Annotated in this window: 15 protein-coding genes; 5 read left to right on the top strand and 10 right to left on the bottom strand. The window is 70.0% G+C overall.

Annotated features, from left to right (window positions below; translation table 11 throughout):
- Window positions 1–100 precede the first annotated feature (100 nt).
- Together ACIRB1_RS07850 and ACIRB1_RS07845 are read left to right on the top strand one after the other, a co-directional pair.
- Window positions 101–1,258: an aldose epimerase family protein gene (locus ACIRB1_RS07850; protein ID WP_352183353.1), complete on the top strand. Its 1,158-nt coding sequence runs from the start codon at window positions 101–103 to the stop codon at window positions 1,256–1,258.
- Window positions 1,259–1,418: 160 nt separating this feature from the next.
- Complete coding sequence (locus tag ACIRB1_RS07845) at window positions 1,419–3,128, top strand: aminotransferase class I/II-fold pyridoxal phosphate-dependent enzyme (protein ID WP_352183352.1); 1,710 nt, start codon at window positions 1,419–1,421, stop codon at window positions 3,126–3,128.
- Here ACIRB1_RS07845 and ACIRB1_RS07840 read toward each other — a convergent pair.
- The 3 genes from ACIRB1_RS07840 to ACIRB1_RS07830 all read right to left on the bottom strand — a co-directional run bounded on the left by ACIRB1_RS07840 (window position 3,125) and on the right by ACIRB1_RS07830 (window position 7,413).
- The gene (locus ACIRB1_RS07840) at window positions 3,125–4,723 is read right to left on the bottom strand and encodes a methyltransferase (RefSeq protein WP_352183351.1); all 1,599 of its coding nucleotides are present in this window, start codon (window positions 4,721–4,723) and stop codon (window positions 3,125–3,127) included. The genes ACIRB1_RS07845 and ACIRB1_RS07840 overlap by 4 nt on opposite strands.
- A 46-nt stretch (window positions 4,724–4,769) precedes the next feature.
- Complete coding sequence (locus ACIRB1_RS07835) at window positions 4,770–5,963, bottom strand: 4-hydroxybenzoate 3-monooxygenase (protein ID WP_403464955.1); 1,194 nt, start codon at window positions 5,961–5,963, stop codon at window positions 4,770–4,772.
- 109 nt (window positions 5,964–6,072) lie between these two features.
- Complete coding sequence (locus tag ACIRB1_RS07830; RefSeq protein WP_403464954.1) at window positions 6,073–7,413, bottom strand: DUF3500 domain-containing protein; 1,341 nt, start codon at window positions 7,411–7,413, stop codon at window positions 6,073–6,075.
- Between the two features lie 234 nt (window positions 7,414–7,647).
- Between ACIRB1_RS07830 and ACIRB1_RS07825 the strand changes: the two genes are divergently transcribed.
- Window positions 7,648–8,418 (top strand): intradiol ring-cleavage dioxygenase, encoded by a 771-nt coding sequence (locus ACIRB1_RS07825; RefSeq protein WP_403464953.1) that lies wholly within the window; start codon window positions 7,648–7,650, stop codon window positions 8,416–8,418.
- Between the two features lie 67 nt (window positions 8,419–8,485).
- On the opposite strand, the gene ACIRB1_RS07820 is transcribed toward ACIRB1_RS07825, so the two are convergent.
- A complete protein-coding gene (locus ACIRB1_RS07820) occupies window positions 8,486–9,139 on the bottom strand; it encodes a DUF4360 domain-containing protein (protein ID WP_352183347.1) in 654 nt (217 codons plus the stop codon).
- A gap of 328 nt (window positions 9,140–9,467) precedes the next feature.
- Window positions 9,468–9,926, bottom strand: a complete 459-nt coding sequence (locus ACIRB1_RS07815) for an Rrf2 family transcriptional regulator (protein WP_352185615.1) — start codon at window positions 9,924–9,926, stop codon at window positions 9,468–9,470.
- A 118-nt stretch (window positions 9,927–10,044) separates the two neighbouring features.
- Between ACIRB1_RS07815 and ACIRB1_RS07810 the strand changes: the two genes are divergently transcribed.
- Window positions 10,045–13,020: a beta-galactosidase gene (locus ACIRB1_RS07810; RefSeq protein WP_403464952.1), complete on the top strand. Its 2,976-nt coding sequence runs from the start codon at window positions 10,045–10,047 to the stop codon at window positions 13,018–13,020.
- A 12-nt stretch (window positions 13,021–13,032) separates the two neighbouring features.
- Here the strand turns inward: ACIRB1_RS07810 and ACIRB1_RS07805 are convergent, their stop codons facing one another.
- From ACIRB1_RS07805 to ACIRB1_RS07785, 5 genes are all read right to left on the bottom strand, one after another.
- On the bottom strand, window positions 13,033–14,544 hold the full coding sequence (locus ACIRB1_RS07805; RefSeq protein ID WP_403464951.1) for an alpha-N-arabinofuranosidase: 1,512 nt from the start codon (window positions 14,542–14,544) through the stop codon (window positions 13,033–13,035).
- A 122-nt stretch (window positions 14,545–14,666) separates the two neighbouring features.
- Window positions 14,667–15,635 (bottom strand): arabinan endo-1,5-alpha-L-arabinosidase, encoded by a 969-nt coding sequence (locus ACIRB1_RS07800; RefSeq protein ID WP_403464950.1) that lies wholly within the window; start codon window positions 15,633–15,635, stop codon window positions 14,667–14,669.
- 21 nt (window positions 15,636–15,656) lie between these two features.
- Window positions 15,657–16,514 (bottom strand): carbohydrate ABC transporter permease, encoded by an 858-nt coding sequence (locus tag ACIRB1_RS07795; protein WP_352185611.1) that lies wholly within the window; start codon window positions 16,512–16,514, stop codon window positions 15,657–15,659.
- Window positions 16,511–17,452 (bottom strand): sugar ABC transporter permease, encoded by a 942-nt coding sequence (locus ACIRB1_RS07790; RefSeq protein ID WP_352185610.1) that lies wholly within the window; start codon window positions 17,450–17,452, stop codon window positions 16,511–16,513. The genes ACIRB1_RS07795 and ACIRB1_RS07790 overlap by 4 nt, the downstream gene beginning before the upstream one ends.
- Window positions 17,449–18,807, bottom strand: a complete 1,359-nt coding sequence (locus ACIRB1_RS07785) for an extracellular solute-binding protein (RefSeq protein WP_403464949.1) — start codon at window positions 18,805–18,807, stop codon at window positions 17,449–17,451. Before ACIRB1_RS07785 ends, ACIRB1_RS07790 begins: the two co-directional genes overlap by 4 nt.
- Window positions 18,808–19,062: 255 nt before the next feature.
- Between ACIRB1_RS07785 and ACIRB1_RS07780 the strand changes: the two genes are divergently transcribed.
- Window positions 19,063–20,337, top strand: coding sequence for a DUF6545 domain-containing protein (locus tag ACIRB1_RS07780; RefSeq protein WP_352185608.1), 1,275 nt, complete (start codon window positions 19,063–19,065; stop codon window positions 20,335–20,337).
- Window positions 20,338–20,347 lie beyond the last annotated feature (10 nt).

Raw genomic sequence — 20,347 nt, 5'->3', positions numbered from 1 at the left:
GACTTGGCCGCGGGTTCATCGTGGCTGGTCGCGCAGCCCCGCGCCCCCTTGGGCGCGGGGTCCCGGTGGAGCCCCCTTCAACGCACTAGGGAGCCGCTCCATGGAACTGAACAGACGCACGGTCATCGCAGGTGCCGCGGCAGCCGGTCTCGCCGCGAGCACGCTCGGCACGGGTACGGCGGAGGCAGCGGCCTCGGGAGGCCGACGGCCCGTGAAGGAGCTCTTCGGGACGCTCGCCGACGGGACGAAGGTGTACCGCTGGTCGCTGGCCAACGGCGGGACCCGACTGAAGGTCCTCTCCTACGGCGGCATCGTCCAGTCGCTCGAACTCCCCGACCGGCACGGCAAGTACGCCAATGTGTCGCTCGGCTACGACAACCTCGCGGCGTACGTCGCCGGCACCACGTTCTTCGGCGCGACCATCGGCCGGTACGGAAACCGCATCGCCAAGGGGAAGTTCACCCTCGACGGCAAGGCCTACCAGCTCTCCGTCAACGACGGCGTGAACAGCCTGCACGGCGGTGCCAAGGGCTTCAACACGAAGGTGTGGGACATCGAGCCCTTCACCAAGGGCTCCGACGTCGGCCTGTACCTCCACTACACCAGCGTGGACGGGGAGATGGGCTACCCCGGCACGCTCAAGACGAAGGTGACGTTCACCCTCACCCGGCACGGCGACTGGCGTATCGACTACGAGGCCACCACCGACAAGCCGACGGTCGTCAACCTCACCAACCACACGTACTTCAACCTCGCGGGCGAGGGCAACGGCGGCATCTACGACCACGAACTCTCCATCGCCGCCAGCAGGTACACGCCCACCGACTCGGGTCTGATCCCCACCGGTGAGCTGGCGAAGATCGCGGGCACCCCCTTCGACTTCCGCAAGGCCAAGCCGATCGGCCGCGACATCCGCGCCGGGCACCCGCAGCAGGTCACCGCCAAGGGCTACGACCACAACTGGGTGCTGGACAAGGGGGTCACGGCGAAGCCCGAGCACATCGCCACCCTGCGCGACCCCGCCTCCGGCCGCACCCTGAAGATCTCCACCGACCAGCCGGGCCTCCAGTTCTACTCGGGCAACTTCCTCGACGGCACACTGATCGGCACGTCCGGCCGCACCTACCGGCAGGGCGACGGACTGGCCCTGGAGACCCAGCACTTCCCGGACTCCCCGAACGAGCCGTCCTGGCCGACGACGGTCCTGCGCCCCGGTCAGACCTACCGGACGACGACGATCCACTCGTTCAGCCACTGAGTTCGGACCCGGGGTTCCCGAACACACGCCATTTTCACATCCGTTGAACAGCGCCACTCGCGTCTCCGTATCCATGGGTGGCCCGTGCTCCCCCGCGCGGGCCACCCAAGACGACGGGCCCGGTCGTCCCCGCCGGGCCCGCCTTCATACGGAGGTTCCATTGGCCGACTCCAACGTCACCTCGCTGTTCCGCGGCACGGGGGCACACAGCCCGTCGATGGCGGCGTTGGCACGTGAGAGCGACGGCACCGGGCCGGTGGACTTCTGCATCCCGTGCAACCCGTACTTCCCCACTCCCGCCATGTTCGACGAGATGGCGGCCAGGCTGCGCGAGATCATCACGTACTACCCGAGCAGCGCCGACACGATCACGGCCGAGCTCTGCAACCTTCTCCAACTCCCGCCGCAGTGCGTGGCGATGGGCAACGGTTCCACCGAACTGATCACCTGGATCGACCACTTGATGGTCCGGGAGTCCCTCGCCATCCCCGTCCCCACCTTCGGCCGCTGGACCGACCAGCCCATGGAGACCGGCAAGCGGGTCGACATGTTCCCGCTCCAGGAGTCCAACGGCTTCGCCCTCGACCTGTCGCAGTACGCGGAGTTCATCCGCAAGCGCAACACCAAGGTCGCCGTCATCTGCAACCCGAACAACCCCGACGGCGGCTTCCTGCACAAGCAGGCGCTGGTCCAGTTCATGGACGCCATGGCCGATCTGGACCTCATCGTCATCGACGAGTCGTTCCTGGAGTTCGCCGACGCGGAGGTCGAGCCCAGCGTCGTACAGGAGGCGATGATCCGTCCCAACGTGGTCGTCCTGCGCAGCCTCGGCAAGAACTTCGGCCTGCACGGCATACGGTTCGGATACCTCGTCGCGAACCCCGCGCTGGCCGGCCGCATCCGCAGCATGCTCCCCAAGTGGAACCTCAACGCCTTCGCGGAACATGTGGTGTTCATCCTCAAGGAGCACGGCGCGGAGTACGCGCAGAGTCTCCAGCAGGTGCGCCGCGACCGGCTCGACATGGCGAGCCATCTCTCCGCGCTGCCCGGCCTGACGGTCTATCCGTCGCAGGGCAACTTCCTCTTCGTGCGCCTCCCCGTGGGCGCGGAGGGAACCGTGGTCCGGGACCGGATGCTCACCGAGCACCGCATCCTCGTCCGCGAGTGCGGCAACAAGATCGGTTCGTCCAGCCGCTTCCTGCGGCTCGTGGTGCGCCCCCAGACGGACGTGCGTCGCCTGGTGTCCGGCATGGAACAGGTGCTCTACGGGACCAGGAGGGGAGCCGCCGTGCCCGAGCTGGGTACAGGGACCAACTACAGCTCGGGTACGGCGGCCGTGGATCGCCTGGTCGGCGCGACGAACGGCGCGGGGATGCAGAACCTCGCCGCCCAGGCCCTCGGCACGGGGACGTCGGGCGCCCCCACGCCGATGCCCGTGCCGGCGGCGGCGCAGATACAGCCGCAGCCCCAGCCGGTGCCCATGCAGGTGCCCCAGCCCCAACAGCCGCAGCCCCAGCCGCAGTTCCAGCCGATGGTGGCCGCCGCGCAGGTCCAGCAGATGCCGATGACGAGCATGGCCGACCAGCCGTCGAACGGAATGGGCATGCCGATGCAGACACCTCAACCGCCACAGCAGGCACCCCAGCCCATGCCCCCACAACAGCAGCCCTACGGCGTCCCGGCCCCGGCCCCCATGCCCCCACAGGGCCCCACCCCCACCGGCGTCCCCGCCCGCAACGGCCTCACCGCCGCCCAGGTGCGCGGCGCCACCAGCCCCAACGGCATGCAGAACCTGGCCCCCGCCCCCGCGACCGGCTGGCCCAACGCCCAGAGCTGGCCCAACGCGGCGGGGATGGGCCAGGCGGGCTAGGGCCGCACCGCGCTGATGAGCGACGCCCCCAGCGGCAGGGCGTGACTCGTCCGGACCGCGAAGCCCGCCTTCTCCAGCAGGCGCCGGTAGTGGTCCTCGTCGCGTTCCCGCCCGCCCACGTTGCACAGCATGTGGAGGTCCCACGCGACCGCCGTGGGACTCGGCAACAGCCGCTCCACCACGAGGAGTCGGGCGCCCGGGAGCATCGCCTCCGCGCAGCGCCGGAGGATCGTCAGGCAGCGTTCGTCGTCCCAGTCGTGCAGGACCCGGGACAGGAGATAGACGTCCCCGCCCGCCGGTACGGAGCGGGTGAAGTCCCCGGCGACGAAGGAGCAGCGCTCGGTGAGCCGGGTGCGGGCGGCCTCCAGGGCGCCGGGGCGTTCGTAGAGGACGCCCTCCAGGTGGGGGTGGGCGCGGAGCAGCCGGTCCAGCAGCGCGCCGTTTCCGCCGCCCACGTCCACCACGCGCCGCGCGCCGGAGAAGTCGACCAGGGTCGGTACCGGCGTGAACATCTCGGCGCTGGCCGCCATCGACCGGTGGAACAGGTCGCCCAGTTCGGGGTGTTCGGCGAAGTACGCGAAGTGGTGCCGGCCGTTGCGGTGGGCGAAGGCCTCCTCGCCGGTGCGTACGGAGTGGGTCAGGCCCGCGAAGGAGTCGTAGAACGGGCCCGCGTAGAGCCGGGCCAGCGGGTGGAGGCTGAACTCCGTCGCGGTGCGCAGGGGTTGGCCCGCCGCCGTGAGGTGGTAGGTGTCGTCGGCGGCCGTCAGGAGACCCAGGGTGGTGAGGTAGCGGAGGAGGCGGCGCAGTGCGCCCGGGTGCGTCGCGGTGCGTTCCGCGAGCCGCGCCGCCGACATGCCGGGGTGCTCCGCCAGATGGTCCGCGAGGTGCAACTCGGCCATGGTGGCGACCGCTTGGGTGGCCCAGGCCCCGGTCATGACGGTGAGCAGGGCCGTCGTGGGGTCGGGGAGGGGCAGGTGGCGCCCGGGGAGCCGGAGTTCGAAACGGCGGTGGGTGCTGGTGCGGTGGTAGAGGACGGTGACGTTCTCGTGCTCGTTGTAGCCGCCGCCGTCGGGCACCGCGCCGCCCCGCTCCTGGAGCAGCAGCCGTAGCCCTGCCGGGACCACCGGGCCGGGGGCGGTGACCGCGAAGGCGTGGTGCGACTCGTGTTCCGCCTCGCGTTCGTCGGCGGCCACGGCCTCCAGCGCGGAGCCGGCGGGCACGGGGAGCGCGAAGATCTCCACGCTGCGGGTGCCGACCGCCACGTGCGTGATGCCCACCGGGATGTCGGCGAGTTCCGGGCCGTAGCGGCGGGTCAGCCGGTCGCGGACCACGACGCTCGGGGTGACCGGGCCCGGTGCGAGGCCGAGGCGGCGGAGTTCCTCGCGGAGGCCGTCCAGGGATTCGGGGAAGACCAGGACGGCGGTGTGGTCGAAGACCACGTGCCGTGCCACGTCCGCCCGTTCGGCGGGTGTGAGGGCCGGGAGGAGTTCGGCCAGGACCTGGTCCGTGTCGTGGGTCTCGACGTAGGCCGCCGCGCGCTCGATGCGGGCCGCGTCGGCCGTGGCGAGGCGTGCCTGTACGACGGGGAGGTTCATGAAGGGGTTCCCGGTGAATCGTGGGGACGGAGACGGGAGACGCGGTTCAGATGCCGGTGTAGTTCTCGGCGAAGAAGTCCTGGTGCGCGCGGGACGTCCGCAGGCTGTCCAGGCGGGCGTACTGGAGCGCGCGGCCGTAGCGGGCGTGGGCCTCGACGGTGTGCTCGCTGTCCTCCGCGAGCGGGCCGTGCAGCAGGCCACTCATCCAGTGCGAGAACTCGTGGGCCCGCCAGACGCGCGGCAGACAGTCGGCGGCGTAGCGGTCGAGGTCGTTCTCGTTGTCGTGCTGGACGGCCAACGCCAGTGCCTGCGCGAGGCGTTCGGCCTGGAGCACGGCGAGGTTGGCGCCCTTCGCGGCGGAGGGGCTGATGAGTCCGGCCGCGTCGCCCGCGAGCCAGAGCTGTCCCTCGCCGGGGGTGTCGAGCACGTCGGAGCGCAGGTCCACGACCGCCTTCTCCAGCACCGGGCCGTCCTTGAGCTGTCCGAACTCGTCGACGCGGAGCCGGATTTCGAGTTCGGTCCAGATCCGGTCGGCGCTCCAGTCGGCGGGATCGGTGCCGCGGGGGCACTGGAGGTAGTAGCGGGTGACGGTCGCCGTGCGGGCCATGTGGCCGGCGAATCCCCGTGCGTGCAGGGCGTAGCCGACGGCCTCCATGCTCGGCGGGGCCTCGGCCAGGACCGCGAGCCAGCTCACGCCGTGGTCCCAGCGGGCGGTGCGCGTGCCGTGGGCGGTCATGGTCGCGCGGGCGACTCCCCGGTGTCCGTCGCACCCGGCCACGTAGCGGCCGACGACGTCCGTGCCGTCGGAGGTCCTGACCCGGCCCTGGGAGATCTCCTCGACCTCCGTGTCGAAGTGGATCACGCCACCGCGCCGGAGGTACTCGGCGAGGAGGTCACGTACCAACTCCTGCTGGGGGTAGACCGTGTGGACCTCGCCGCGTCCCAACTCGCCGTAGTCGAGGGTGAACTCACCTCGATCGCTGCGGAACAGGCAGGTGCGGTGGGTGTGGCCGCGGGCCAGCACGCCGTCCGCCAGGCCGTGTTGGGTGAGGACGCGGACGGAGTGGGCGGCCAGGAAGCCCGCTCTGGCCCGCCCCTCCACCGCCTCGCGTGCGCGCCGCTCCATGATCACGCAGTCGATGCCCTGGTCCAGCAGCAGGTTCCCCAGGACGAGCCCCGCCGGGCCCGCCCCGACGATCACCACCCCGGTCCGCGCCCCGGAGTCGAATCGTTTCCCCACATCCACCCCTGATCTTGCTTTTTCGGCCAAGGGGTTTCATATCAGCCAGATCAGGGAGATGGGCAATCGAAAGCGGCTTCTTAGCCCATAAGGGCCAACTCGGCATATGTCAGTGGTCGTTGTCGGGGTGCAGCTTCAGCAGGTCCACGCCGTAGTCGCCGCCGTTGGGGGTGCGGATGATGGTGTGGATGTGCTGCTGGGTGGGGGTGCCGCCGGGGCCGCCCGTGCCCCCCTTGGTGCCGTAGGCCAGCGGGGACTGGGCGTCGTACTCGATGAGGACGACCGGGCTGTGCACGCGGTAGTAGAAGGCGGAGGAGTCCTTGGTCTCCCCCATCCAGGAGAAGTAGGTCGAGTCGAGGTGGGCCTCGACCTCCGCCATCTTCACCTCGGCGTGGCCGTCGTTCATGGTGCCGACGTAGACGCGCACGAGGTCGAGGAGGTGCGTGCGCTGGGCGCTGCTGAACTCCTTCGCCGCCAGGCCCTGGTAGGCGAGCTCGGCGTTGTCCTGACCGGCGCCGGCCTTCATGTCGTCGCCGGACTTCTTGCCGCTGGAGATCACCTTGGCGCGCTGGGCGGCGGTGAGCGACCGCAGGAGGGTGAGACCGGCCTTGGTCTCGGTCCTGAAGAGGGTGATCTTCTCGCCCTGGTAGGTGGCGGAGGTCGGTTCGGACCCCATGAAGGTCGGGGTCATGACGACCTGGTCGCCGAGCACGAAGTAGTTGATGGCCACGTGGTGGCCCTCGTACTGGAAGCCCCACGGCTTGGTGGTGGACGGCGTGCCCATGAAGGTGAAGAAGTACGCGCCCTCGGTGAGGGTGTCCCGGTTGCCGCCGCTGTAGTCGCCGAGGAAGGCGTTGAGCTTCATGATGTTGCGGGTCCGGGTGAGCCCGTCGGCGGAGAGGGCGGCGGCGAGCAGCGCGTACCCGAGGTTCCGCTTGCCTGCGGTGATGTCGCCCATCCGCACGCCCTTGCGCTGGTACCCGTCGACGTTGCTCCAGGCCAGCCACTCGTCGTCGTCGACGTCGAAGGTGCAGGACGTGCGCTCCTTGGCGCTGAGCCCGTCGAGGAAGGCCTGCGCGGCCTTGACGATCCCGTCGGTCGACACATCGGTGGCGTGGATGGAGTAGAGCCCGTCGGTGATCTTGCCGTCGGTCGAGACGCCGGTGAAATCGGCGTACTTGACCTCACTCTGCCCCGGCCCCATACCGCTGCCCCCGCCCCCGGGTCCGCCGGAGGGCATCGCACCGGTGGGCACGCCACCGCCGGGTCCGCCCGAGGCAGCGCCGTTCGGGGCGCCGGAGGACGAGGACGCGGTGGCCGTGCCGGAGGTGTTCGAGGAGCAGCCGGTCATGGTCGCGACGGCGGCGACTCCGCCGGCGAGCAGCGCCTTGTTCATGAACCAGCGGCGGCTGCGGTCGGCTTCGGGGGTGCGGGGGCGGTGTCCGTGCATACGGGCCAACCTCCCGCACGAACCTGAGCCGAACCTGAAGCGCCGCCGCGTGAGCCTGCCGCTTCATCAGCGCGCTCCGGGCCGCCTCCCCCGGCTCCTCTCCCGAGCCATCGCGCCGGCGAGAGGCAGGTATCGGCAAGGGCCATCACTCGTGTCTCGCAAGCAACTTGACGGCTCGTCATTTTGCGAGCCGCACAGCCGGCGGACAGGCTCCACCCCTACGGTGCCGTGTCCATGACAGACTCCTCGAAAGACCCGGCAAAAGCAGGAACCCACGCGATCGGGCGCCGCACGGTCCTGATCGCCACCGGCACCACGGCCGCCGTACTGGCCGTAGGCGCCGCCGCACCCGAAGCCCCCACATCCGCCGCCGCCCCCACCGCGGCCGCCGCGGCCGCCGTCTGCACGCTCACCAAGGAGATGACCGAAGGCCCCTACTACCTCGACGGCGCCCTGGTCCGCGCCGACGTCACCGAAGGCAAGGCCGGCATCGCGCTCAAGCTCGCCCTCACGGTCGTGGACGACAGCACCTGCGTCGCGATCCCCGACGCGCTCGTCGAGATCTGGCACTGCGACGCGCTCGGCGAGTACTCCGGCTACGTCGGCAACAACGGCCACAGCGAACCGGACGACCGCACCTTCCTGCGCGGCGGTGTCCTCACCGACTCCGCGGGGCTCGCCAGCATCACGACGATCTACCCGGGGTGGTACCGCGGACGCTGCGTCCACATCCACGTGAAGGTGCACACCGGCGTCACGCTCACCTCGGACGGCTCGTTCACCGGCGGCCAGGAACTCCACACCGGCCAGCTCTTCATCGACGAGACGATCACCACCGCCGTCGCCAAGATCTCCCCGTACTCGGCCAACACGGTCACCCGCACCACCCTCGCCCAGGACTCGATCTACGACGACGGGGGCGCCGCGTCCGGCCTCATGACCGTCACGGGGTCGGCCTCCGCGGGCTACACGGGCACGCTGACGCTCGGCGTCCAGCAGAGCTGAGCAGACGGGGTGGCCCGCGGTGCGACACGGGCCACCCCGTCCTCAGGTCATCTCACGGCACCGCGCGTCAGGAGCCCGGGCAGTGCTCCCAGGCCATGTGGTAGACCGTGCTGATGTCGCCGTCCGTCGAGTCCATCGTCATGAAGCTGACCGTGCCGGGCGCCGAGGTGCCGGCGTTGACCCGGAGCTCCGTGTTGATGTTGAAGTTGCGCTGGACTCCGCAGGGCGCCCAGACCAGTTGGGCCACGTCCGTGCTGTCGTTCGCCTGCCAGTTGTCGTCGTAGGGACCGCTGAACGGATGGTTCTTGCTCGCGGTGTTCGACGAGCCCTGGAAGTAGTACGAGGCCTTCTGCGCACCGCTCGCGCCGCGCTGGAGCGAGGCGAAGCCCCGGTAGTCGGCGCTCGCGATGGCGTAGGTGAAGCCCTGCGGGACGTGGACGACCAGGTTGAGCTGGCAGTTCTTGCGGAACGCCGTGGGGTCGGAGTTGCCGCCGACCTGGGCGAGGTAGGCGCTGTAGGTCACCGTGAAGGCGGTGTTGTCCTCGGAGACGGCGACCGCCGTCGTGCCCTGCGGGCAGCCCGAGCCGTTGACCGTGGCGACGTTGATGACGATCTTGTCCGGGGGCGGGTCGTCGAACACGGGTGAGGATGCGTGCCCCACGGGCAGCGCGGTGGTGAGAAGAGCGGCGACGGCGCCGCTCAGGAGGAGCCCACCAGGCATGGTTTCTCCTTGGGATCGGGGGGTGGCCGCGCCCCAAGTCTTTGAAGAAACAATGAAGTTCCTGTGAAGACCGACGGCGCGCTCGCATCGTAGGAAGCCGCGCCGGAGGCGGTCAGGGCGAACTCAGGCCATTCACAGACGCGTCTTTCACACCGAATCCGCAGTGAGTGAACTCTGTTGGAAAAAGCGGGTGTTGACGTATCCGCTCCCGGGCTCTTCACAGCCGCACACCATGGAATCCTTCCGGCACGACCCCGGCCCGAGTACGCCGAGGTGACCCCAAAGGGTGAATCCGAGCGCGGCCTGGGACACGGACGAACGACAGGCCCTACGGGTTCTCCCAGGCCGCCGGTTCCGCGGCCAGCGCGCGTACCGGCTCCGGCAGGGCGTCCGCCGCGATGTCGGCGACGGTGACGCCCTCCAGGATTCTGCGGACGTTGGCGCGCAGGGCGATCCACAGGGGGAGGAGGGGTTCGGCGGAGCCGGTGTAGGCGAGGCCGGTGGGGCGTTCGCCGCGGACCGAGACGATCGGGCCGTCCACCGCGCGTATGACGTCGGCGACGGTGATCGCGTCGGCCGCGCGCGCCAGCCGGTAGCCGCCGCCCCCGCCGCGCCGGCTGTCGACGATCCCGGCGCGCCGGAGGTCGCCGAGAATTCCCTCCAGGAACTTGTGCGGGATGTCCTGCGTGGTGGCGATGGCCTCGGCCTTCACCGGGTCGTCGTCACCGCGCACGGCGAGCTCCAGAACCGCCCGTACCGCGTAATCCGCCCGTGCCGAGATCCTCATGCGTCCATTGTGGGCCGTTCCGGCATAGAGAATGACCCCGCACGACGGCCTCCTGGGATCACCACGGAAAATGGCTTCGCACGTGCCGCCGACGGACCGGACCCGGGAGGAGCTTCCAGTGGAGCTGAGCAGGCGTACCTTCAGCACCCTCGCGGGCACGGCCGCGCTCGGATTCGCGCTGGGGGGTGGCAGCGGCGGCAGCGGTGACGCGTACGCCGCGCACGTCGTGCCCACCGGCCCGCCGCCCGCGCCGCCGGGCGCGGACGGGCGGACCCACACGATCGGCTACGACCGCTACTCCCTGATCGTAGACGGAAAACGCCTGGTCCTGTGGTCGGGCGAGATGCACCCCTTCCGGCTGCCGAGCCCCTCCCTGTGGCGCGACATCCTCCAGAAGATGCGCGCCTTCGGCTACAACGCGGTCAGCATCTACGTCTCCTGGAACTACCACTCCCCCGCCCAGGGCCACTACGACTTCACCGGCGTCCGCGACCTCGACCTGTTCCTGCGCATGGCCGCCGAGACCGGTCTCTACGTCGTCCTGCGGCCCGGCCCGTACATCAACGCGGAGATCGACGCGGGCGGCTTCCCCGGCTGGCTCGTCGCCACGAAGGGCACGGCCCGCACCTCGGACCCGACGTATCTCTCGCACGTCGACGAGTGGCTGACCCAGGTCGACTCCATCGTCTCCAAGCACCTGTTCACCCAGGGCACGGGCACGGTCCTGCTCTACCAGATCGAGAACGAGTACGACGCCCACGTCACCGAGCCCTCCGGCCGCGACTACATGTCCCACCTCTACAAGAAGGTGCGCGCCGACGGCATCGACGTCCCCCTGTTCCACAACGACAAGGGACGCAACGGCTACTGGACCCCGGGGTCGTTCGACACCGGCGCGGACACGGGCGGTTGGCTGTACGGCTTCGACGGGTATCCCTCGCCGTCCCAGCTCCCGCCCGACTGGGGGCACTTCGGGGTGGGAGGGGCCAAGGGCGGTGCGACCGCCAGCCCCAAGACGCCCGGTTTCGTGCCGGAGTTCGGTGGCGGCTGGTTCGACCCGTGGGGCGGGTCCTGGTTCGACGGGAAGGGGTACGCGGAGTCGCGCCGGACGCGTGACGCGGCGTACGAGCGGCGTTTCTACCTCACCAACCTCGCCAACGGACTCACCCTCCACAACGTCTACATGACCTTCGGCGGCACCTCGTGGGGCTGGCTGCCCGCGCCGGTCGTCTACACGTCCTACGACTACGGCGCGGCCTTCGACGAGGGCCGCAACCCGACCGCGAAGCTCGTGGCGATGCACCAACTCGGCCATCTGCTGCGGACGGTGCCCGACTTCGCCAAACTGGACCGCGCGGCCGACGTCAAGGCGGACGGCCTGAAGGTCTACCACCTCACCAACGCTGACACCGGCGCCCACGTCTACGTCCTGCGCAACGACACCGCGGCGGCGGTCACGTCGACCCTGCCGACCGCGACCGACGACATCGAGGTCACCGTCCCGGCCCAGGACGCCCGTCTCCTCGTCACCCAACTCTCGCTCGGCGGGCGCACATTGAGGTACTCGACGGTCACACCGATGATGTCGCTCAGCACCGGCCGGCAGGACATCGCCGTGTTCGCCGGGCCCCGCGGCGAGATGGCGCACGCCGTCGTCGAGTGCCTCGACGAGCCGGTGGTGACCCGGCTGGACGCGCAGGCCGCCTGGGTGTGGGACCGCGGTCTCCTGCACGTCACCGTCCCACTCGGCATCGGCGGCCTCACCCGGGTCCTCGTCCAGGGCGGCGGCGTCGACAATCCCCTCCTGCTGGTCTTCGCCGACGAGGCCACCTCCGTACGCCTGTGGCCGTACGAGACCGGAGCGGGCACCGCGCTCGTCTACGGCCCCGCGCTGCTCCGCGCGGCCACCATCAGCGGGACGACCGCCCAGCTCACCGGCGACACCATCGGCGAGACCGGACTTGAGGTGTGGGGGCCGCGCGGCCTCACCGAGGTCACCTGGAACGGGCGGGCGGTGCCCACGACCGTCACCACCGCGGGCAGCCTGCGCTCCAACCCGGACGCCCTGCTGCCCGGCGTGCCCGCCGTGCCGCTCCCCGCACTCGACGGCTGGCGGCGGAAGGTGGAGAACCAGGAGGCCGCCGTCGCCTTCGACGACTCCAAGTGGACGACGGCGAACCGCACTTCGACGTTCAGCACGACCGCGATCCCCGCCGGGCAGCCCCTGCTCTTCGCGGACGACTACGGCTTCCACTACGGCGACGTCTGGTACCGCGGCCGGTTCACCACCGCCGCGACCGATGCCCTGGAGTCGGTGACCCTCGCCTACAGCACCGGCACGCAGGGCCTGCTGATGGCCTGGCTCGACGGGGAACCGCTCGGCACCCACCGGATGCCGGTGCCGACCACCAGCAGTGTGCGGCAGGGCAGTTGGGCCGCGAAGGCGACCCTCCCGGTCCCGGAGAAGCTGCGCACGGCCGGTTCGCACGTCCTGTCCGTGCTGGTGCGCCGCATGCAGCACGACCAGGACGGCAAGGCCCTCGACACCCACAAGGTCGCCCGCGGCCTGACGGCGGCGACCTTCAAGGGCGCCTCCCCGAAGGTGAGTTGGCGCCTCCAGGGCGAGACGGCACCCGATCCCGTACGCGGTCCGCAGAACAACGGCGGACTGTACGGCGAACGCGAGGGCTGGCACCTGCCGGGCTACGGCGACACCGGCTGGGAGGCGGTCACCCTCCCCCGCGCCGACAAGCGGCAGGGCGTGGCCTGGTACCGCACCACCTTCAAGCTCGCCGTGGACACCGGCATCGACGCCTCGATCGGCCTCGTCCTCGACGACGACCCGGCCCGCGCCTACCGCGTCCAGATCTTCCTCAACGGCTGGAACATGGGCCAGTACATCAACGACGTGGGCCCGCAGCACACCTTCGCCCTGCCGAACGGAATCCTCCGCACACGGGGCACCAACACCCTCGCCCTGGCCGTCCTGTCCGACGGCACCACACCGGCGGGCCCGAAGGACGTACGGCTGACGCTGCTGGGGAGCGCGGCCGGAGGAGTACCGGTGTCGCCGGTGGACTCCCCCGGCCGATAGCCCCGCCGGGAGCTACGCGAGCCTGATCATGTTCCAGGACAGCGGCTCCAGTACGGCGGTCAGCGTGCCGTCCTGGAGGGTGGTGCCGTCGACCCCGTGCGGGGCCACCCGCTCCGGGTCGGCCATGGTGTTGCGGGCGTCCGGGTCGGCGTCGGCGAGCGCGCTGTGCTCGACGACCGACGTCAAGTCCAGCCCGTTCAGGCCGACATGGAGCGGCAGCGACTCGGTGCGGCTGCGGTTGACGGCGAACACCGTGACCGAGCCGTCCTCGCCGCGCACGGCGGTGGCGTGCAGCAGGTCGGTCTCGCCGTACCGCTTCGTCTCGTGCGTCGGGGAGTCGACGCGGACGTCCAGGACCTGGCCCCGGCCGTGCCGCGACGCCTGCGCGAACGGGAAGAACGTCGTCTGGCGCCAGGCCGGGCCGCCCGGCTCGGTCATGATCGGCGCGATGACGTTGACGAGCTGGGCGAGGCAGGCGACGGTGACGCGGTCCGCGTGCCGCAGCAGGGCGATCAGCAGCGAGCCGAAGACCACCGCGTCCATGACGCTGTAGTTGTCCTCCAGGAGGCGGGGGGCCTCCGCCCAGTCCCGCGCGCCGGAGTTCTCGATCTCGTGCCACTGCGAGATGTACCAGACGTTCCACTCGTCGAAGGAGAGGTTGATCCTCTTCGAGGACTTCAGCCTGGCACCCACGTGGTCACAGGTGGCGACCACGTTCTCGATGAAGGACTCCATGTCGACGGCGGAGGCGAGGAAGGAGTCGAGGTCGCCGTCCTCGGGCTGGTAGTAGGCGTGCAGGGAGATGTAGTCGACGAGGTCGTACGTCTCCTCCAGGACCGTCGCCTCCCATGCCGCGAAGGTCGGCATGGACTGGCTGGAGGAGCCGCAGGCGACGAGTTCGACTCCCGGGTCGATCTGGCGCATCGCGCGGGCCGTCTCGGCGGCGATCCTGCCGTACTCCTCGGCGGTCTTGTGGCCCGTCTGCCAGGGGCCGTCCATCTCGTTGCCGAGGCACCAGAGGCCGATGCCGAAGGGGTCCTTGTCGCCGTGGGCGATCCGCCGGTCGGAGAGGGCCGTGCCGGAGGGGTGGTTGGCGTACTCCTGGAGTTCCAGGGCCTCCGCCACGCCCCGGGTTCCGAGGTTGATCGCCATCATCGGTTCCGCCTGGGGGCCCAGCTTCTTCAGGAACGCGATGTACTCGGAGAGGCCGAAGCGGTTGGTCTCCGTCGAGCGCCAGGCCAGGTCGAGGCGGCGGGGGCGGTCCTCCGCGGGGCCCACCGAGTCCTCCCACTTGTAGCCGGAGACGAAGTTGCCGCCGGGGTAGCGGATGGTGGTGACGCCCAGTTCCCTGACCAGCTCCAGGACGTCCTGGCGGAGGCCTTCCGCGTCCGCGGTGGGGTGGTCGGGTTCGAAGATGCCGGTGTAGACGCAGCGGCCGAGGTGTTCCACGAAGGAGCCGAAGAGGCGGGGGTTGACTTCGCCGATGGTGAAGGCGGGGTCGAGGGTGAAGCGGGCGGTGCGCATACGGGCCTTTCCGGGTTGGGTTTCGTCTGCGGCTTGGTGGGAGGGGGGGGCTGGGCGCGCTCTCGCGGCGGGGCCGCGTATCGACGGAGCCGCGTATCGATGCGGCCCCGCGCCCCTGACGGCTAGAGGACCTTTGGCCAGCCGGTGTCTGTCCAGCTCAGGGTGTTCAGCCCCAGCTTCGGGGTGCCTGAATCCTCTCCGTCGTAGTAGTGGTATGCCAAGACATCCTTACCTTTGTCTTGAAAGATGGATTGTCCGCCAGGGCCTATGTAGCGGCCGTGGGTGGCCAGCAGGAGGTCGCCGCCGCCCGTGAGCATGGGCTTGCCGGTGCTGTCCGTGTAGGGGCCCGTGATCGTTGCCGCCCTGCCTACGCGGATCTTGTAGGTGGAGTTCACACCCGCGCAGCACGCGTCGTACGAGGCGAAGAGGTAGTAGTAGCCGCCGTGTTTGAGCACATAGGCGCCCTCCACCGCGTACGGGGCGTCCGGGCGGGTGGCCAGTTGGGCTACCGGGGCGTTCGGGAGCGCCTTGCCGGTGGCCGGGTCGAGTTCGACCATGCGGATGCCCGTCCAGTACGAGCCGAACGCCATCCAGAGTCCCCCGCCGGCCTGGATCACCGCCGGGTCGATGGCGTTCCAGGTGTCCGTGGTCTCCGAGGTGAAGACCTTGCCCTGGTCGGTCCAGGTGCCGGGGAGGGCGGTGGGGGACGTCGCCACGCCGATCGCGGAGTGGTTCGTGCCCCAGGAGGACACCGCGTAGTAGAGCCAGTAGCGGCCGTCGCGGTAGGAGAGGTCGGGGGCCCAGGGGTCGGCGGTGGAACTGTAGTCGTACCACCAACTCGGGGGCGTGGCGAAGGCGTTGCCGGCGTCGTCCCACCGGACGCGGTCCTTGGAGGTGCGGGCGCCGATGATGCCGCCGGTCGAATAGGCCACGTAGGAGCCGGACTTGAGGCGGATGACCGTGGGGTCGTGGATGATCTGCTGGCCGGTGACGGGCTGCGGGTCGGGGTAGGTCGCGTCCGCTCTCGCCGTGGTGGGGAGCAGGGCGATCAGCGCGGCGGTCAGGAGTGTCGCCAGTCTCAGGGGCTTCAACTCGGTTCCTCCTGCGGTGGGTTACTGACCGGCCAGGCCCGTGTGGGCCACGCCGCGGACTATCTGGCTCTGGAAGAAGACGAAGACGATGATCAGCGGGAGGCCCGCGATGAGACCGCCTGCCATGAGCTGGGGCCAGACGATGCCGAAGGCGTTCTGCACGGTGGCGATGCCGTTCGGCATGGTCATCAGGTCGGGGTTGTTGGTCACCATGTACGGCCAGATGAAGTTGTTCCAGGAGGCGATGAAGGTGAAGATGCCGACCGCCGAGAGGGACGGTTTCGACAGGGGCAGGACGATCGTGAAGAAGATCCGCCAGCGGCCCGCGCCGTCGATGAACGCGGCCTCCTCCGGTTCCTTCGGCAGTGACTGGAAGAACTTGTAGAGGATGTAGACCATCGCCGCGGGCGCGCACTGCGGAAGGATCATCCCCCAGTACGTGTCGACCATCCCGAGCGACTGGACCGTCGTGAACAGCGGTACGCCGAGGATCGCCGGGGAGAACATCAGGCCCGCCATGGTGAGCGCCATCAGGGCGCGCCGGCCGCGGAAGTCGGTGCGGGCGAAGCCGTAGGCCGCGAGGGAGGCGACCAGGAGGACGAGGACGGTGACGCAGACCGAGACCACGACGGAGTTCACGAACCAGTTGGGGATGTTGCCCGCGTCGATGACGCTCTTCCAGGACTCCAGGGTGATGTGGTCGGGGATCCAGTGCGGGGCCGCCACCGATTCCGTCGGTGTCTTGAGGGACGTGGACAGGGCCCAGACCAGCGGGGAGAGCCAGATCAGGGAGAGCGCCGCGGCCACCGCCGTGAGGGCTGCCTGGCCCGGGGTCCAGGTGCTGCGGGGCTTGCGGCGCACGGGAGTCGGGGTGGTCATCGGGTCTCCTCCTCGCGGCGGCGGAGCAGCCACATACGGCCCAGGGCCACGGCCGCGATGATGAGGAACAGGACGAAGGAGATCGCGGAGGCGTAGCCGACGCGGTAGCTCGTGAAGCCCTGTTCGAGGGTGTACTGCACGAAGGTGCGGGTGGATTCCTCGGGTCCCGGGCCGAACTGGTACATGACGACGGCCTGGTCGAAGACCTGGAGCGAGGCGAGGACCTGGAGCGCGATGACCAGGCCCGTGATGTTGCGCAGGTTGGGCACGGTGATGTGGATCAGCCGCTGGAAGGCGTTGGCACCGTCCAGCTCGGCCGCCTCGTACAGGTGTTGGGGGATGTTCTGGAGGGCGGCCAGGTAGAGGAGGAAGCTGAAGCCGACCGTCCACCACAGGGTCGCGATGACGACCGCGAGCAGCGCCGTGGACTTCTGGGCCAGCCAGGGGGTCTGGAGGCCGAGGACGTGGTTGACCATGCCGTTGGTGGGCTGGAAGAGCCACCACCAGAGGTTGCCGACGACCGCCGAGGGGAGGAGGAACGGCGCGAAGAAGCAGAGGCGCCACAGCCATGTGAAGTGGACGGTGTGGTGGGCGATCAGGGCCATCAGCAGGGCCACCACGACGATCATCGGTACGACCCACAGCGTGAACTTGACGCTGTGCCACAGCGAGGACCACACGAGGTCGTCGCCGAGCGCCTCGCGGTAGTTGGCGAGGCCGACGAAGCTGGTGTGGTCGCCGGAGATGTTGGCGTCGGTGAAGCTGAGGTAGAGGCCGCGGACGACCGGGACGAGGACGAACAGGCCGTAGAGGACGAAGAACGGGGCGACGAACCAGCCGCCGTGCTGGAAGCGGCGGCCCCAGCGGAGGCGGGCGGAGTCGGTGGCGGCGGCCGAGCGGGGGCGCAGGGTGGCGGCGGATGCCACGGTGGCGGTCATGCTCCGGCTCCCGTCAGCTCCTGGGCGGCGGTGTGGCCGTCCATGGGGTTCTTCATCGCGAGGAGTTGTTCCAGGGCCGACTTCATCTTCCGGGCCGCGGCGTCGGGCTTGGTGGAGCCGAGGTTGGAGGCCGCGATGATCGGGCCGATGTGCTGGGCGAGGATGCCGGTGGAGCCGGCGAACCAGATGTGGGGTTCGGTGGCGGGGTGTTCCATGGCCGGCCTGGAGTACTCGTCCTGCGGGGTGAGCCTGAGGTAGGCCGGGTCCTTGAACGTGGGGAGGTAGGCGGGGACATGGCCGCCGCCCGCCCAGGCGGTGGCGTGGGTGACGAGGTAGGCGGCGAGCTGGTAGGCGCCCTCGTTGGCGGCGCCGCCCCGGTCGGACTGGTGGGGCAGCACGAAGGAGTGCGACTCGGCGTGGGTGGCGGGGGTGCCGAAGACCGGGGGCAGCGGCTGGGCGCCGTAGCCGAGTTTCTGGCCGCTGTAGTACGGCACCGACCAGTCGCCCTCCCAGGTGAAGGGTGATCCGGCGAGGAAGGCCTCGGCGTCGGTGGCGCCGACGATCGCGTATCCGTCGGTGACGTGTTGGCGGAAGAACTCCAGTACCTGGGTGGCCTTCTGGGTGTCGAAGGTGACGTCGGTGCGGGCGTCGTCGAAGTACGTGCCCGCGAGCTGCTGGTAGAAGGCGACGAAGAACCACCAGGAGAAATTCTGGTCGTTGGCGTGCAGGCCGAGGGTCTGTTCGCCCGACTTCAGTTGTTTCCGGGCCGACTTGAGGATGCCGAACCAGTCGTCGGTGGAGGTGGCGGAGGGCAACTTCCCTTCCGCGTCGAGGAGTCCGGCCTTCTTGCACACGTCGGTGCGGTAGAAGTTCAGCTGGACGTGGATGTCGAGCGGCAGGGCGTAGAGCTTGCCGTCGACGATGCCGCGCTGCCACAGGACCGGGTTGAAGTCGGCTTCTTTCACGCCGTACTTGCGGAGCAGGTCCAGGTCCCAGGGGTCCAGGAGCCGGCCGGGCGCGAAGCCGGGCACGCGGCCCTGGTGCATGACGGCGAGGTCGGGTGCGCGGCTGCCGGCGGCGGCCATGGCGAGCTTCGTGTAGTAGGGGCCGCCCCAGGTGAGAGTGGACGCCTTGACCGCGACGTCCGGGGTGGCCTGCTGGAAGGCGTCGACCATCGCGACCATGTTGCCGCCGTCGCCGCCGCTGAAGAGGTTCCAATACCGCACCCGGGTGCGGGCGTTGGAGGCGAGCGCGTCGGCGCCGGTGCCGAGGGCGGCGAAGCCGAAGCTGCCCGCGACCGCGAGGCCGCCCGCGGTGGCGAGGAAGTGCCTGCGATTCAGGTCAGGTAGTCCCATTCCCTGCCCTCACTGTAGAGATTTCGTGTTCGAAATGTCGTACGTCGCTCGTCACATCGAACGGGACCGTAAAATCGAAGCGCTTGCGCGTCAATGGGTTGAACACTGTGCACTGTTCATTCGCGGGGGCGATTTCCGGACACAGCGGTCGTTCCCGGTCCCACAACGGCCACCGGAGGACATGACGTCGCCAGTTGTGGGCGCGTAACCTCGGACCGGCCCGGCAGGCGGACGGCGGAAGGGGGAGCGCACGACGTGGTGACGACCTTCCTCGGCGAGCTGTACACGTCCTTCGCGTGGATTCCCACCGCGGTCCTCGGCGCCGCCCTCGCGCTGAAGCTGCCGGCGATCATCCGGCTGTGGCGGGAGCCGCTGCTGCGGGCGGTCGGCGGGCTGCTGCTGCTCGCCTGCGCGGTGTTCGTGTTCGTGATGCCACCGGTGATCACCTGGACCAACCGGGTCACGGGTGTGCCCAACTTCTCGGCGCCGTGGGTGTATTCGCTGCTCACCGCGTTCAGCGGGGCCGGACTGCTGCTCATCGTGACCTGGCGCAACGGCCTGTCGGAGCGCTCGGACGCGACCCGGCGCGCGAGGCGGTGGGTCATCTGGATCTACTCCGGCGTGATCGTGGCGCTGTGGGTGCTGTTCGCGCTGGCCGACGCGCCCGTGGAACGGGTCCGGGACCTGGACACCTACTACGCGAACACGCCCTTCATGCGCGAGATGATCGTGCTCTATCTCCTCGGGCACACCGTGGCCGTGCTGATCACCGGACGGCTCATCTGGAACTGGGTCCGCGCGGACGGTCTGCACGGCTGGCTGCGCTGGGGACTGACGTTCCTGGGCGCGGGCTACGCGCTGAACCTCGGGTTCGATCTCGCCAAACTCACGGCGGTCGCGGCCCGTTGGACCGGGCACGACCTCGACACCCTCAGCACCGACATCGCGCCGTGCGCGGCCTGCCTCGGCGCGATCCTGATCGCCGTCGGTTTCATCCTGCCGCACACCGGCCAGTACCTGCACGGCCGCCTCCGCGTCCGCCTCGCCCACCACCAACTCCGGCCGCTCTACGTCCTGATGCGCTCCGTCGACGGCGACGGCGTCCCCTTCGTGCTCTGCGCGAAGCCCGAACTCCGGCTGATCCGGCGGGAGACGTACATCCGCGACGTCCTCCTGCCGCTCGCCCGCCACCTCGACGACGACCTCCGCACCCGTGCCCACCAGGCCGCCCTCGCCCTCGGCTGCACCCCGCCCCGGGCGAAGGCGCTGGCCGCGGCGGTGGCGATCCTCGACGCCATCGGCTCCGGCCCCGGGCACCCCACCGGTCACCCCGACACCGCCGACCTCCTCCAGGATCTCGGCCCGGTCTCCCGCGCCCTGCGCCACCGCGACGCGATCGACGCGGTGCGCGCGGCCGTACGGAGGGCGGGACAGGGGGCCGGCACCACGGAGCCGGGCCCCGCACCGGGACCGGCACCCTCCGCAGACCCCGCGGAAGCCTCCCGCTTCCTGCTTCCGCGGCGACCGTGAGGTGGCTGAG

This window comes from Streptomyces sp. NPDC096013 (genome assembly GCF_044763565.1).
Lineage (GTDB): Bacteria > Actinomycetota > Actinomycetes > Streptomycetales > Streptomycetaceae > Streptomyces.
This window is presented reverse-complemented; position numbering and strand designations above follow the sequence as displayed.